The following is a 13,325-nucleotide window of genomic DNA, read 5'->3' as shown; positions in this document are numbered from 1 at the left end:
AGAATTAAATCAAGGAACACTCATGCAAAAACCTTTCGTCAGCGTTTTTCTCGGCATCAGTCTCGATGGCTGCATCGCCGGGGAAAACGGCGACCTGTCCTGGCTGGCCGAGCTGGCCCCCGACTCGCCCGAGGCCACCGGCTACACGCAATTGATGGAGCAAGTCGATACCCTGCTGATCGGCCGCACCACGTATGACGCCGTGCTGGGCTTCGAGCCGTGGCCGTATGCGGGCAAGCGCGTGGTGGTCTTGAGCCACCGCGACTTCGCGCCGCGCCATGGCGAGCAGCGCCGCGAAGGCAGCGTGCGGGAAGTGCTGCAGGGACTGGCAGCGGAAGGCTGCCGCCACGTGTACCTCGATGGCGGCGCCGTCATCCGCGCCGGCTTGCGCGACGGTGTCGTCGACAGTGTCACCTTGTCCGTGCTGCCCGTGGTGCTGGGCCGGGGCGTGCGCCTGTTCGAGGATGGCTTGCCGCGCAGCGACTGGCGCCTGGACGGCACGCGCCAGCTGCCCAGCGGCGTGGCGCAGCTGCGCTATGGAAAACGTTAAGCCGCGCTGGCCAGCTCGACGATGAAGCCTGTGTCAAAACGTTCGTTCTCGGGCGTGCCGTCCGGCCGTTTGTAGCCGCAGGGATTGCAGACCACGCGGCAGTCCTGGATGCGGTAGTCGAGCGAGGCATGCATGTGGCCATGCACCCACAGGTCGGCCTGTGCCACCAGCGCGTCCAGCTGCGAGGCGAAGGCGGGCGAACCGAGGTTGTCTGCATACTGCACTTCCACCGACAGCATCGATGGCGCCATGTGCGTGATGACGACCGTCTTGCCATCGAACGGTTGCGCCAGTTGCCGCTCCAGCCAGGCGCGGTGCTGCGCGTGCAGCTGCGCCGTGTCGCTGGCGCACAGCAGGCGGGGCGTGTCGCCGCCAGTGCTGATGCGCTTGTAGTCGGGCATGTAGGCTTGCGCCGCGTTCAGCGCTTCTTCCCGGCGCTGCGCGCCGAACAGCAGGAAATCCGTCCACAGCGTGATGCCGAGGAAGCGCACGCCGTTCAGTACCACGGCGTCGCCGTCGAGCAGGCGGATGTTGGCGCCGTGCGCATTCGCGCTGGCGCAGGCGTCGCGCACGGCGTCCTGCATGCGTTCGAGCTGGTGGCCGTAGCCTTCGTGGTTGCCGTGCACGTACAGCACGGGCAGGGCGCCGAAGGTGCGCGCGGCCCAGGCGACGGCATTGCTGCCCGTGTCGATGTCGCCGGCCAGGATCACCACGTCGGGGCGGCAGGCGGCAAGGTCGATGGCGGGCGTGTCTTCGCCCCAGACTTCCAGGTGCAGGTCGGACAGGATCAGCAAACGCATGGCAGTGGGCGCGGCAAGGCGCACGGCAGTCGATGGGCCTCTATCGTAGCGCAAGTCACCACGCCCGTCTGCTTGACCGCGCGAGGGTAGCGACGTTACCCTGTGGCATTGATTCATACTGCCTATCTTCCTGGAGCCGCATGCCGCCTTTCTTCCTTCCCAAGACCTTGCTCAGTATCGCGCTGGCCGCCATGGCGCTGCCGTTGACGGCGCATGCCGCCACGCCCGCCGTCGATCCCCTGACGCAGCCGATCGCCTCGCCGTATGCGGCGCAGTGGAACCGCCCGCAGCAACCGGCGCGCATCCACGGCGACACGTATTACGTGGGCGTGGGCGGCTTGAGCGTGGTGCTGATCGACACGCGCGAAGGCTTGATCCTCATCGATGGTGCATTGCCGCAATCGGTGGCCGCCATCAAGGAACATATCCTCGAGCTGGGCTTTCGCCTGCAAGACATCAAGTTCATCCTGAGTACGGAAGCGCATTTCGATCATTCGGGCGGCATCGCCGCCTTGGCCCGCGACAGCGGCGCGCAAGTGATCGCCAGCCCGCTGGGAGCGGAGGCGCTGCGCGCGGGAGCGGTGCTTGCCGCAGATCCGCAAGCGGGCGAAATCGATCCCATGCCGGCCGTGGACAACGTGCGCGAGATCGCCGATGGCGAAGCCCTGCAACTGGGCGACGTGACCATCACGGCGCGCCATACGCCTGGCCATACGCCGGGCAGCACCAGCTGGACCTGGGTGTCGTGCGAGGATGCGGAGCGTCAGGAATGCCTGAACGTGGTGTTTGGCGCCAGCCTCACGCCGGTGGCTGCCGACGACTTTCACTACCTGGGCGATGAACGCCATGCGGACCTGACGCCGGCCTTTCGCCGCGTCATGCAGGACTTCGCTAGGCTGCCGTGCGACATCCTGATCTCGGCGCACCCCGACCACTCGGACGGCGACCGCAAGCTCACGCAACTGCTGGAAGGCGTCACGCCGAATCCTTTCATCGATGCGCAGGCGTGCAGCAACTACGCTGCCAAAAATGAAGCGAAGCTCGACGCCCGCATCGCCAAGGAACAAGCCATGACTGGCGAGGCTGCGACAAAATAACAACGTTGGCGCATGCGCCATGAAAAGCGGTTGACGCACTGCAGCATACGGCGCAGAATCAGCGTCCGCAGTGCAGATTAACCAGATAACGGAAAGGAAACCCATGTTCGAGCAGGCTGGCAGCAAATTGTACGACCACTAGCCCCGCGCATGACGCTCGGGGCCATCGGCAGCATTGCCGATCCCGAGCCGGTGTCCTTCAAACCCCGGTGAGGAAACTCGCCGGGGTTTTTTGTTTTGGACGACCGGATTGAAAGGAAATACCATGAAAATCAAAGTGAAAGCCACGCCCAAGCCGCGCAATCCGCTGGTGGCCGCCGCCAGGCTGCGCGGCGGCGCCGGCGCGCACCAGTCGGTAGCGTCGCCGCGCGCGGCGCGCCGGGCCGGCAAGCACCGCCTGCAGCAATGGCTGGCGGGCCGCCGCAAAGCTGACGATTAGCGGGCCGGCAGCTCGACGATGTAGTTCGGATCAAAAGCGGGATTTTGCGGCGCGCCGCTGCGCGTCTTGTAGCCGCAGGGATTCGAGACGACGCGGCAGCGGCCGATGCGGTAATCGCGCGAAGCGTGGATGTGGCCATGCACCCACAGGTCCGCCTGCGCGGCCAGTTCGTCCAGGCGCGAGGCATAGGCGGGCGAACAGCCTTCGCTGCCGTAGGCATCGTCGACCGAGAGCAGCGACGGCGCCATGTGGCTGATGACGACGGTGCTGCCGCCGAAAGGCTGCGCCAGTTCGCGTGCCAGCCACGCTTTTTGCTGCGCGTGGAACATGGCCGTGTCGGCTGCGCGCAGCTTGCGAAAGCCCATGTTGGCCAGGCGGATGCGCTTGTAGTCGTTCATGACGGCTTCCGCGTCGCGCATGGCCGCCTGGCGCGTGTCGTCGCCCAGCAGGCGGAAATCCGTCCACAGGGTGGCGCCCAGGAAGCGCACGGCGTTGCCTGCCGGGTCGGCGATGACGTGCGTGCCGCAGTCGAGGAAGTGCACGTTGTCCGTGGCGGCGCAGGCGCTGCGCAGCTCCTGGCGCACCTTGTCGAGGTGGTGGCCATAGCCTTCGTGGTTGCCATGCACGTACAGCACCGGCAGCCCCGCAAACGCGGTGGCGGCCCAGGCGACGGCGCGGGCGCCCGTGTCGATGTCGCCGGCCAGGATGACGGCATCGGGGCAGCTGAGCGCAAGGTCGCCTTGCGGCGCTTCGTCGCGCCACAGCTCATGGTGCAGGTCCGACAGGATCAATAAACGCATGCGGCATCCAGGCGATGGGAGGGTATGCCATCGTACCTGAAAACCCTCACTCTTCCTCCAGCGCGGCGAAGCCGTGCGCCAGGTAGTCGAGCAGCGCGCGCACGGCCGGCAGCAGGCCGCGCCGCGACGGGAACACGGCGTGGATGATTTCGCGCTGCGGCCGCCACTGCTCCATCAGCGGCAGCAGGCTGCCATCGGCCACCTGCTCGGTGATCATCATGGTCGGCAGCTGTACCACGCCGACGCCGGCCACGGCCGCGTCGCGCAAGGTCAGCATGTCGCCCGTGACGAAGCGCGGCACGTGGCGCAGCTGGGCGCGTGCGCCGTCCGGGCCATGCAAATCCCACTGGTAGTGCTGTTGCGGCACGCCCAGGGCCAGGCTGGGCCAGTCGGCCAGGTCGGCCGGCGCCTGCGGCGCGGGCGCGCCGGCGAACAGCAGCGGGCTGCCCACCATGCACTGGCTGCGTTCGGCCAGCACGCGCAGCACCAGGTCGCTGTCGGGCAGCGGCGGCGGGCGCACGCGGATGGCCACGTCGATGCCTTCGGCCACCAGGTCGACGCGGCGGTTGCTCGCTTCGAGCAGCAGGGTCACCTGCGGATGCGCGCGCATGAAACCGGCCAGCATGGGACCCACCAGCGTATGCAGCAGGGCGATGGGGCAGGACAGGCGCACCGTGCCGCGCGGCGCGGCCCGCGTCAGCTCGATGGCTTCCTGTGCCGCCTCCGCTTCCACCAGCATGGCCTTGCAATGTTCATAAAACGTCTGGCCCACGTCGGTGACGGAAAAATGCCGCGTCGTGCGCTGCAGCAGGCGCGCGCCGAGGCGCTCTTCCAGCAGGGCGATGCGCCGGCTCAGTTTGGATTTCGGCATGCCCAGCGCGCGCCCGGCCGGCGCGAAACCGCCATGGTCGACCACCTGCACAAAGTAATACAAGTCATTCAGATCCTGCATGCCGCCTCCTTGATCGTTCTATTTTTAGAACGCTGATGGCATATTTTACCGTCTACCGCCTGCATCGTTGCAAGCGTATTCTGTCTTCATCGTAATGCAAACCCCAACAGGAGATCGAGATGAACACAGTCACAGGTATCTACAGCGCACCCCGCCAGCACTGGGTCGGCGACGGTTTCCCCGTGCGCTCGATGTTTTCGTATAACGGCCATGGCAAGCAGCTGAGCCCATTCCTGCTGCTCGACTATGCAGGCCCCGCCGAGTTTGCGCCCGGCACCCGTCCGCCCGGCGTCGGCTCGCACCCGCACCGCGGCTTTGAAACGGTGACCATCGTCTACAAGGGCGAAGTGGCGCACCGCGATTCGACGGGCCAGGGCGGCGTGATCGGTCCCGGCGACGTGCAATGGATGACGGCCGGCGCCGGCATCCTGCATGAAGAATTTCACTCGCCCGCCTTCACGCAGTCGGGCGGCACCCTGGAAATGGTGCAGCTGTGGGTGAACCTGCCAGCGAAAAACAAGATGACGGCGCCCGGCTACCAGGCCATCACCAGCGACACCATTCCCGTCGTGGCGCTGCCGGACGATGCCGGTTCCGTGCGCGTGATCGCCGGCGACTTCGACGGCCAGCATGGCCCGGCCCGCACGTTCTCGCCGATGCAGGTGTGGGACCTGCGCCTGGCCCAGGGCAAGCTGACGCAGCTGCCCGTGACCCGAGGCTGGAGCACGGCGCTGATCGTCCTGCATGGCACGGTGCTGGTCAACGGCGAGAGCGTGGTACGCGAAGCGCAGATGGCGCTGTTCGAGCGCGATGGCGACAGCATCACCATCGAGGCGAACAACGACGCCGTGGTGCTGCTGCTGAGCGGCGAGCCGATCGACGAACCCATCGTCGGCCATGGCCCCTTCGTCATGAACAGCGAAGCGGAAATCGCGCAGGCGTTCGAGGATTTTAACAGCGGCCGCTTCGCCCGCATCGAGAAGTAGTGTGTGCAGTACTCATGCCGCATCCCGCGGCATGGTTTTTTGAGGAGACCACCATGAGCACCCCCGCCAATTTCAACGGTTTGCCGCCGATGATCGATCCCGACGACGCCGTCATGCTGCTGATCGACCACCAGAGCGGCTTGTTCCAACTGGTGCGCGACATCGAGCAGCACGTGCTGCGCGGCCATGTCACGGCGCTGGCCAAGCTGTCGCGCCTGGCCAACATGCCGACTTTTACCACCGCTTCCGTACCCGACGGCCCGAACGGCCCCCTGATCCCGGAAATCCACCATTTCAACCCGGAAGCCGTCTACATCCCGCGCACGGGCCAGATCAATGCCTGGGACAATCCGGCCTGGGTCGACGCCATCGAAAAGACGGGCCGCAAGACCCTGCTGATCGCCGGCACGCTCACCAGCGTGTGCATGGCGTTTCCCACCATCAGCGCGCTGGCGGCCGGCTACAAGGTGTTTGCCATCATCGACGCCTCGGGCAACTGGTCGAAGATGGCCACCGATATCACCATGGCGCGCGTGACGCAGGCGGGCGCCGTGCCGATCGACACGTATGCCGTGCTGGCTGAAGTGATGAGCACCTGGAACCGCGCCGATGCGATGGAGTTTGCCGCCATCATGACGGACCACATCGTGCCGCCGTACCGCGCGCTGATCGAAAGCTACGACAAGGCGCAGGGCGTGCAAAAGAATGGCCGTGAAACGAAGCTGGAAATCCTGGAAGCGGCCAGCAAGGGCTGACCGCGGCTACGGCGCTTCGTAGCTGCTGCGTATCGCCGCCAGCGCGCCGCGCTGTTCCAGGCGCGTGATGGCGGCGTTCAGGCGCGCCAGGTCGTCGGCGCTGGTCGTGCGCGCATTGAGCATCAGGTGCACGGGGGCGCGCAGGATGAGGAAGGGCAGGGTGTGCAAGGCTACGCCCTGCAGGCGCGCTTCGTGGCGCACGGCCAGCACGTCGCCCAGCAGCAGGTCGGCGCGGCCCGCATCGAGCATGCGCACGCCTTGCTGGAAGCTGCCGAACGCATTCAGGCGGCCGGCCTTTTCCAGCGCCGGCCGGGCCGCCGCGTACTGCGCGCCATACCAGCCCACCTTGGGCGCCAGCAAGGTCGAGTTGCCGCGCATGAGTTGCGCGAAGCTGGCGATCTGGCGGTGGCCGGCGGGCGCGCCGGATTTGCTGAAGAGGCCCACGGCTTCGTCGCGATACGAGAGGGAAAAGCGGGCATAGGACTGGCGTTCCGGCGTCTCGGACGCGGCCAGCATCAGGTCCAGCCCCCCTTTCTGGAACAGCAGCTGGCGCCGTGCGGTGGGCAATTCCGGCAAGGTGACGAGGGTGCACCGGGCTTCCTTGAAAATGGCTTGCAGCAACTCCAGGTCCAGGCCCGTAAAGCGGCCCCGGGCATCGCGGTAGATATATGGCGGCCACTGTTCCAGCGCCATCGTCATGCGGCAAGCCACGGCGGGCAGGGCAGTTATGCCGAGCATTGCCGCAAACAGGAGATGGCGCATGCGCATGTGGAGGTTTCCAGGAGTTTCAACTTGATATTCAATTTGCCAGAATGGCCGCGGAAGTCAAGGGCTGAGGCTGCGGAAGGCGGGCCTGGTTCGCATTTCCTCGATGTTTGCGCGGTTTTTGCCGCTTTCCTCCATGGAAATCGCCTCCGGCGCGGCGAACACCGTGCAGTGTAATCGGCTATAGTGGCGCGGTGCCACCACTGCCCCGCAAAGGAAGACCGCTTGACTGCCCCGCTCGAGATCGCCGCCAATGTACTGATGACTGCCTCCATCATCCTGGCCGGACGCAATAATATTCATTCCTGGTGGATCGGCATGGTCGGCTGCGTGCTGTTTGCCGTGCTGTTTTTCCAGGTCAACCTGTATGCCGATGTGATGCTGCAACTGTTTTTCATCGTCACCTGCGTCATCGGCTGGCTGCAATGGCGGCGTGGCGCCGGCGGCAAGCCGTTGCCGATCACGCGCACGGGCTGGCGCAGCCTGGCGTGGGTGGTGCCGGCCGGCATCGCCTCCGTGGTGATCTACGGCATGCTGCTGCACCGCTTTACGAATGCCTACGCGCCGTTCATCGATTCGGCAGTGTTGGTATTTAGCATCATCGCGCAATTCCTGCTGATGAGCCGGCGCATTGAAACCTGGGCTTTCTGGCTGCTGGTCAACACCGTGGCCGTGCCGCTGTACTACAGCCGCGGCCTGCACCTGACGGCTGTGCTGTATGCCGCTTACTGGGTCAATGCCGTGGTTTCCTGGTACTGGTGGAGCGTGCAGGCGCGCCGCGCGGCGCTGGCGCCAGTGGCGCATGCCGATGCTTGAATGTTGTCAAACGACAAGTCCTTAGATTCAAATCGTATATACAATCAATTTTTAATTCGTTCACGCGATAAAGACGCCGGGATATAGTGGCCTTTCCCCGCTTACCGGTGTCTTTTATGTTGCGTTCTACCCCTTCTGCCAGTTTTTACGCTACTTGTTATCAACTGACCATGCAATGCATGGCGCAGTGGATGCCGATGCGTGCCCGTCCACGCATCCCCTAAGTCACTCCATCCATTTCGTTGTCGTTTGCCCGCTGGCCCACCCGGTCCGCGTGCCCCTGCTCGGCCTTTTTTATCGGAAAAAGGCTGCAATCCCAATAAGAGGAAACCATGTTCAAACCACTCGCCATCAGTCTTGCCATCGCCGCCGCCTTTCCCGCTGTCACCACTCTTGCCCATGCCGAGGACGACATGCTGCGCGTGAATGTCACCGGATCGAACATCCGCGTCAGCGAAAAGGAGGGCGCCAGCGCCGTGCAGGTCATCACGGCCAAGGAATTGAAAGCCGGCGGCAAGACCAGCGTGTCGGACGTACTGCGCGCCATCTCCGCCAACAGCGGCAACAGCTACAACGAGCAATATACGGGCAGTTTCTCGGCCGGCACCTCGGGCCTGTCGCTGCGCGGCATCGGCCAGCAAAACACCCTGATCCTCGTGAATGGCCGCCGCGTGGCCAGCTATGCCACGGCGCAGGATTTGCAGCAGACCTTCGTCGACCTGAACAGCCTGCCGATGGCGGCCGTGCAGCGCATCGAGGTGCTCAAGGATGGCGCCTCGTCCGTGTACGGCTCCGACGCCGTGGCCGGCGTGGTCAACATCATCCTGTACAAGGAATTCACGGGCACGGACATCACGGCGCAATGGGGCGGCTCGACGCAAGGCACGGGCCAGCATGAAAAGAGCGCGGCGCTGCAAACGGGTTTCGGCAAGCTCGAGGAAGATGGCTACAGCGTGGTCTTCTCGGTCGACGCGCAGCAGCGCGACAAGCTGCAGCAAAGCGACGTGGCATGGCTGCGCGATGCCGATTATCGCCAGCAGCAGCGCGGCAGCCTGGGCTGGGCTGTCACGAATTACGCGGGCAACGATCCCACGCAGACCCTGGGCGGCGTGCGCGGCCCGCTGCAACTGGTGCCGTACAACGATATCAATCCCGATCGCAGCGGCCAGGTGCTGGCCTACAATCCGGCGCCGTATAAAACGCTGATTCCGGGCATCCAGCGCATCCACTCGTCGCTGCGCGGCACCCTCAAGCTGAACGCGGACACGGAAGCCTATGTCGACCTGCTGCACAGTTATTCGCGCGCCGACCAGACCTTCAGCGCGCCGTTGAGCGTGAATAACGCCACGCGCGTGTGGAACAACAGCACCAAGCTGCTCGACACCATCCCCGTGGTGCTGCCCGTGGGGCACCCGAACAATCCGGGCACGACGCCCTTGCCCTTCACGGCTACCCTGTTCGACCTGGGGCCGCGCCTGAAGCAGGACCGCGTCACCTTCTACCGCGCGCTGGCCGGCGCCAAGGGCACTTGGGCGGGCTGGGACTGGGATACGGCCGTGGCCCATTCCAGCAGCAAGCTGGAGGAAACGGTGCAGAACTTCGTCAACCGCTACGAATTCCAGAAAGTGCTGGCCGAAGGCAGCTACAATTTCTTTGATCAATCGCAAAACAGCGAAGCGGTGCGCAACCGCCTGCGCCTGTCGACCCTGCGCCCGGCCGAATCGACGCTCGACACGCTCGACTTCTCGGCGGCCAAGGATATCTGGGCCTTGCCCGCGGGCCCGCTGGGCTTTGCCGCCGGCGCTCAATGGCGCCGCGAAAAGATGGATTCGCAAACTTCGACGGCCGTGCTGTCGGGTACGGAACTGCGCCCCGCGCTCAATATCATCAACGGCTCGCGCAATGTGTCGGCCCTGTTCGCCGAATTCAACGTGCCCGTCGTGAAGGATCTGTCCGTCAACGTGGCCGGCCGCGCCGACCATTACAGCGACTTCGGCAATGCTTTTTCGCCGAAAGCCAGCGCGCGCTACCAGGCGGCGCCATGGTTGTTGCTGCGCGGCACCGTTTCACGCGCCTTCCGCGCGCCGTCGCTGCCGGAAATCACCGACAGCACGGCCGTCAGCTATACCAGCGTGATCGATGCCCGCGATCCGCTGACGCCGACGCAGGCGCGCGGCGTGACGGTGATGACGATCGCCAATCCGAACCTGCGCCCCGAGCGCTCGAAAAACCTGAACCTGGGCGTGGTGGTGTCGCCCACCAGCAGCTCGAGCATCGGCCTCGATTACTACCGCATCAAGCAGGATGGCGTGATCGGCACGGCCAGCGCCACCACCATCCTCGAGAATGAAAATACTGCGCCGCAACAGATCACGCGCGGTGCCGATGGACGCATCACGACCCTGTACCGCCAGTTCCGCAACCAGGGACAGCGCGAAGTGTCGGGCATCGATATCGACCTGCGCCAGCGCTTTGTCGACAAGGACTGGGGCAAGCTGACCCTGGCAGGCCAGCTGAGCCGCGTGCTGCGCTTTGCCGAGCCGCTGTCCGATGGCGCGCCGCTGACCAATGGCGCCGGCACCAATCACTTCGGTTCCATTCCGAAGTGGCGCGGCGTCACGTCGGCCACCTGGGAACAGGGCAAATGGTCGTCGACCCTGACCTGGAACTATGTGGGCAGCTATGCGCAGGAGACGCACCTCGATGAATCGGTGGCCGCCTTCAGCACCTTTGACGCGACCAGCAGCTGGCAGGTGACGCCACAGGCGAACGTCACCTTCATCGTGCAAAACCTGGCCAACAAGCGCGCGCCCTGGGACTATGCCTCCACCGGCTTTGACTTTACCCAGGCCGACCCGCGCGGACGCGTTGCGGCGCTCAAGCTGAACTACAAGTTCTAGCCGCCCGCCGCCTGCCGCTGGCTCGTCTGCTCCTGCAGGCGCTGGCGGTAGGCGCTGGGGGGCACGCCCATGCGTTCGCGAAAGGCCGTGGCGAAGTTGCCCGCGTTGTGAAAACCGATCAGCAGGGCGATATCCTGCACGTCGATGTCCGTCTGCTGCAGCAATTCCACGCCGCGGGCAATGCGCGCTTCGCGGATGAAGGCGAAGACCGTCATGCCCGTCTGCTCGCGGAACATCAGAGTCAGCTTTTCGCGGTAGGTGCCGACGCTGCGGGCGATTTCGGACAGGTTCGGCAGGCTGCCCAGGTTGTCGAGAATAAGTTGCTTAACGGCATTAACGAAGACCAGGTCGGGATGCTGCAGCTTGTCGCTGATCGGCGTCGTCGCCGGCAGGGTACTGTTGCTTTTACGCATCAATCCCAGGTGGATATGGATGCGCGCGGCCAGTTCTTCCGGTGTAAATGGCTTCGAAATGTAGTCCACGCCCCCCACCTGCAAGCCCATGATGCGTTCCTTGGCGGCATCTGCGCCGCTGAGGAAGATCACGGGTATCTGTTCCGTTTCGGGATTGGCCTTGAGCAAACGGCACGCCGTGTAGCCATCCATCTCGGGCATGCGCACATCGAGCAGGATCAGGTCGGGATGCGTGGCCAGTGCCAGCTGGTAGCCCTGGTAGCCGTTGAACGCGATGCTGAAACGATAGGGCTGCTCGCTGAGCAGCTCCATCAGCATGCGCTGCTCGAACGCGGAATCGTCCACGAGCAAGATGTTCTTTTTGATGGTTTCGCTGGTCAATGGCATGGCATGGATGACTTAACCAAATAGCAAGTTGTGGCTTATTATGCCTCGCTTTTTCTTTTTTTTCTGCTTTTCTCGTGTTTCAAAAGATGTTTCTCCGCCAGAAGAAGCGCGGATTTCCCAGATCGCCAATAATTCATTCGTGCATTGATTTTAAGCAATGTCGATTGCTAAAAAATCTGTTTTGCCAATGCTGCAAAAAGTGCCGGAGTCCCCGGGTTCCTGACTCCTGGCACCTGTATTTTGTCGTCCTGGTTTGCGTGCCCAAGAAAACGCCGGCAATACCGTGACTATCCTCGACGCCCCTCAAATTGGCGGGCTCATTAATGATGTTCCATCATCAGGAGGTATCATGTTGCGAGTTATTTTCCCCCGTCTTATCGTTGCCGCCAGCGTGGCTATTGCCGCCACGGCGCTTCTGCCACGTGGCGCCGACGCAGCCGTGTATCTGAATGGCAGCGCCAGCACCACCTTCGACGTCACCCTGAAGATCATCGCCAATTGCACCATCGCGGCGGCCAATCTCGACTTTGGCCAAAGTCAGGGTGTACTGGCTACTGCCGTGAACGTCAATACGACCGTGAATGTCACCTGCACCAATACCACGCTGTATAACGTGGGCTTGACGGCGGGAACGGGCACCGGCTCGACCGGCACGACGCGCTACCTGAGCGGTACCGGCGGCAACCTGGGGACGGTGCAATTCAATCTGTACCAGACGGCCGGCAGCACCTTGTGGGGCGATACCCAGGGCACGAATACCGTCGGCGGCACGGGCAACGGCTCCTCGCAGCCGATCACGGTGTACGGCAATATTCCGCCGCAGGCGACACCGGCGCCCGATACCTACAAGTCGACCATCACGGCCACCGTTTACTTTTAAGCCAGGCGCCGCGTGAAGGCCGGTGTTGTTTCCCTGATGAAATGCGTGCTGGCGCTGCTGGCTTGCTGCGCCGCGGGCGCGCACGGTGCCAGCCTGCAGATTTCGCCGGTGACGCTCAATTTGCGCGCGGCGCAGAATGCGGCCGGCCTCACCCTGCAAAACCTCGGTGACCAGCCCATCTACGGGCAAGTGCGGGTATTCGTCTGGGATCAGCGCGATGGCGAGGAAACGCTGGCGCCGACACAGGAACTGGTGGCCAGTCCGCCGATCGTCGAAATCGCCGCCAACAGCCGGCAGACCATCCGCCTCGTGCGTGCCCAGGCTGGTCCTGTCGCGCAGGAAAAGACGTATCGCGTGCTCATCGATGAAGTCAGCCGCGAGGATGAGGCGGGCCGCAGCGGCGTCGATATCCGCCTGCGCTACTCGGTGCCCGTGTTCGTGCTGCCGGCCGGGGCGCCGGGCAAGGAAGTGCTTGACTGGCAAGTTTTCCGCGAACAGGGCGAGTGGATGTTGCGCATCAAGAACAGCGGCAATTTCCATGCGCAGATCGGTGCGATGACGTTGACGAACCCGGCGGGCAAGGAGTTTGTCATCAGCAAGGGGCTGTTTGGTTATGTCCTGGCGGCACGCATGCGCGTCTGGCGCCTGCCCGTTGCCAGGGAGGCCGAACTGGATGGGCCGTTGAGTATTGCGGTAAATGTGAATGCCAAGGCACTCATTGCCAAGACTTCGACACCTTGAACATGGCTGCCATGACGGGGCGGCCTGCTGCGCGCCCCGGGCGC

The 13,325-nt window shown here is 64.0% G+C and carries 14 protein-coding genes; 9 read left to right on the top strand and 5 right to left on the bottom strand.

Annotation, left to right across the window (positions count from 1 at the left end):
* Nucleotides 1-22 precede the first annotated feature (22 nt).
* On the top strand, nucleotides 23-550 hold the full coding sequence (locus VPH40_RS10695; RefSeq protein WP_328573432.1) for a dihydrofolate reductase family protein: 528 nt from the start codon (nucleotides 23-25) through the stop codon (nucleotides 548-550).
* Here VPH40_RS10695 and VPH40_RS10690 read toward each other — a convergent pair.
* Nucleotides 547-1,404: a metallophosphoesterase family protein gene (locus VPH40_RS10690; protein WP_328573431.1), complete on the bottom strand. Its 858-nt coding sequence runs from the start codon at nucleotides 1,402-1,404 to the stop codon at nucleotides 547-549. The genes VPH40_RS10695 and VPH40_RS10690 overlap by 4 nt on opposite strands.
* An 86-nt stretch (nucleotides 1,405-1,490) precedes the next feature.
* On the opposite strand from VPH40_RS10690, the gene bla reads away from it, so the two are divergent.
* Complete coding sequence (gene bla, locus VPH40_RS10685; RefSeq protein ID WP_328573430.1) at nucleotides 1,491-2,447, top strand: subclass B3 metallo-beta-lactamase; 957 nt, start codon at nucleotides 1,491-1,493, stop codon at nucleotides 2,445-2,447.
* Nucleotides 2,448-2,712: 265 nt separating this feature from the next.
* A complete protein-coding gene (locus tag VPH40_RS10680; protein WP_328573429.1) occupies nucleotides 2,713-2,886 on the top strand; it encodes a hypothetical protein in 174 nt (57 codons plus the stop codon).
* Here VPH40_RS10680 and VPH40_RS10675 read toward each other — a convergent pair.
* Together VPH40_RS10675 and VPH40_RS10670 are read right to left on the bottom strand one after the other, a co-directional pair.
* Nucleotides 2,883-3,686 carry a metallophosphoesterase family protein gene (locus tag VPH40_RS10675; RefSeq protein WP_328573428.1) on the bottom strand — a complete coding sequence of 268 codons (804 nt, stop codon included), beginning with the start codon at nucleotides 3,684-3,686 and terminating at the stop codon, nucleotides 2,883-2,885. The genes VPH40_RS10680 and VPH40_RS10675 overlap by 4 nt on opposite strands.
* A gap of 46 nt (nucleotides 3,687-3,732) precedes the next feature.
* Nucleotides 3,733-4,638, bottom strand: coding sequence for a LysR family transcriptional regulator (locus VPH40_RS10670; RefSeq protein WP_305060631.1), 906 nt, complete (start codon nucleotides 4,636-4,638; stop codon nucleotides 3,733-3,735).
* A 119-nt stretch (nucleotides 4,639-4,757) separates the two neighbouring features.
* On the opposite strand from VPH40_RS10670, the gene VPH40_RS10665 reads away from it, so the two are divergent.
* Both VPH40_RS10665 and VPH40_RS10660 read left to right on the top strand, forming a co-directional pair.
* A complete protein-coding gene (locus VPH40_RS10665) occupies nucleotides 4,758-5,624 on the top strand; it encodes a pirin family protein (protein WP_328573427.1) in 867 nt (288 codons plus the stop codon).
* A 53-nt stretch (nucleotides 5,625-5,677) separates the two neighbouring features.
* The gene (locus VPH40_RS10660; RefSeq protein ID WP_289899475.1) at nucleotides 5,678-6,379 is read left to right on the top strand and encodes an isochorismatase family protein; all 702 of its coding nucleotides are present in this window, start codon (nucleotides 5,678-5,680) and stop codon (nucleotides 6,377-6,379) included.
* A gap of 6 nt (nucleotides 6,380-6,385) precedes the next feature.
* Here VPH40_RS10660 and VPH40_RS10655 read toward each other — a convergent pair whose 3' ends face one another.
* Nucleotides 6,386-7,117 (bottom strand): substrate-binding periplasmic protein, encoded by a 732-nt coding sequence (locus VPH40_RS10655; RefSeq protein WP_289899474.1) that lies wholly within the window; start codon nucleotides 7,115-7,117, stop codon nucleotides 6,386-6,388.
* Between the two features lie 252 nt (nucleotides 7,118-7,369).
* Here VPH40_RS10655 and pnuC point away from each other — a divergent pair, with 252 nt between their 5' ends.
* Entirely contained in the window at nucleotides 7,370-7,960 is a 591-nt protein-coding gene (pnuC, locus tag VPH40_RS10650) for a nicotinamide riboside transporter PnuC (protein WP_099665658.1), read from the top strand.
* Between the two features lie 332 nt (nucleotides 7,961-8,292).
* Complete coding sequence (locus tag VPH40_RS10645) at nucleotides 8,293-10,860, top strand: TonB-dependent receptor (protein WP_328573426.1); 2,568 nt, start codon at nucleotides 8,293-8,295, stop codon at nucleotides 10,858-10,860.
* On the opposite strand, the gene VPH40_RS10640 is transcribed toward VPH40_RS10645, so the two are convergent.
* Nucleotides 10,857-11,660, bottom strand: a complete 804-nt coding sequence (locus VPH40_RS10640; RefSeq protein WP_099665657.1) for a response regulator transcription factor — start codon at nucleotides 11,658-11,660, stop codon at nucleotides 10,857-10,859. The genes VPH40_RS10645 and VPH40_RS10640 overlap by 4 nt on opposite strands.
* Nucleotides 11,661-12,009: 349 nt before the next feature.
* Between VPH40_RS10640 and VPH40_RS10635 the strand changes: the two genes are divergently transcribed.
* Together VPH40_RS10635 and VPH40_RS10630 are read left to right on the top strand one after the other, a co-directional pair.
* The gene (locus tag VPH40_RS10635; RefSeq protein ID WP_099665656.1) at nucleotides 12,010-12,540 is read left to right on the top strand and encodes a Csu type fimbrial protein; all 531 of its coding nucleotides are present in this window, start codon (nucleotides 12,010-12,012) and stop codon (nucleotides 12,538-12,540) included.
* A 12-nt stretch (nucleotides 12,541-12,552) separates the two neighbouring features.
* Nucleotides 12,553-13,281: a fimbrial biogenesis chaperone gene (locus VPH40_RS10630; RefSeq protein ID WP_328573425.1), complete on the top strand. Its 729-nt coding sequence runs from the start codon at nucleotides 12,553-12,555 to the stop codon at nucleotides 13,279-13,281.
* Nucleotides 13,282-13,325: the final 44 nt, after the last annotated feature.

The sequence above is a fragment of the Janthinobacterium sp. P210005 genome (assembly GCF_036231865.1).
GTDB classification, from domain to species: domain Bacteria; phylum Pseudomonadota; class Gammaproteobacteria; order Burkholderiales; family Burkholderiaceae_D; genus Janthinobacterium; species Janthinobacterium kumbetense.
This window is presented reverse-complemented; position numbering and strand designations above follow the sequence as displayed.

What these genes read in the sequence shown, in the direction of transcription:
- VPH40_RS10695 (WP_328573432.1), top strand. Translation starts at nt 23, where the DNA reads ATGCAAAAACCTTTCGTCAGCGTTTTTCTCGGCATCAGTCTCGATGGC.
- bla (WP_328573430.1), top strand. Translation starts at nt 1,491, where the DNA reads ATGCCGCCTTTCTTCCTTCCCAAGACCTTGCTCAGTATCGCGCTGGCC.
- VPH40_RS10680 (WP_328573429.1), top strand. Translation starts at nt 2,713, where the DNA reads ATGAAAATCAAAGTGAAAGCCACGCCCAAGCCGCGCAATCCGCTGGTG.
- VPH40_RS10675 (WP_328573428.1), bottom strand. Translation starts at nt 3,686, where the DNA reads ATGCGTTTATTGATCCTGTCGGACCTGCACCATGAGCTGTGGCGCGAC.
- VPH40_RS10670 (WP_305060631.1), bottom strand. Translation starts at nt 4,638, where the DNA reads ATGCAGGATCTGAATGACTTGTATTACTTTGTGCAGGTGGTCGACCAT.
- VPH40_RS10665 (WP_328573427.1), top strand. Translation starts at nt 4,758, where the DNA reads ATGAACACAGTCACAGGTATCTACAGCGCACCCCGCCAGCACTGGGTC.
- VPH40_RS10660 (WP_289899475.1), top strand. Translation starts at nt 5,678, where the DNA reads ATGAGCACCCCCGCCAATTTCAACGGTTTGCCGCCGATGATCGATCCC.
- VPH40_RS10655 (WP_289899474.1), bottom strand. Translation starts at nt 7,117, where the DNA reads ATGCTCGGCATAACTGCCCTGCCCGCCGTGGCTTGCCGCATGACGATG.
- VPH40_RS10645 (WP_328573426.1), top strand. Translation starts at nt 8,293, where the DNA reads ATGTTCAAACCACTCGCCATCAGTCTTGCCATCGCCGCCGCCTTTCCC.
- VPH40_RS10640 (WP_099665657.1), bottom strand. Translation starts at nt 11,660, where the DNA reads ATGCCATTGACCAGCGAAACCATCAAAAAGAACATCTTGCTCGTGGAC.
- VPH40_RS10635 (WP_099665656.1), top strand. Translation starts at nt 12,010, where the DNA reads ATGTTGCGAGTTATTTTCCCCCGTCTTATCGTTGCCGCCAGCGTGGCT.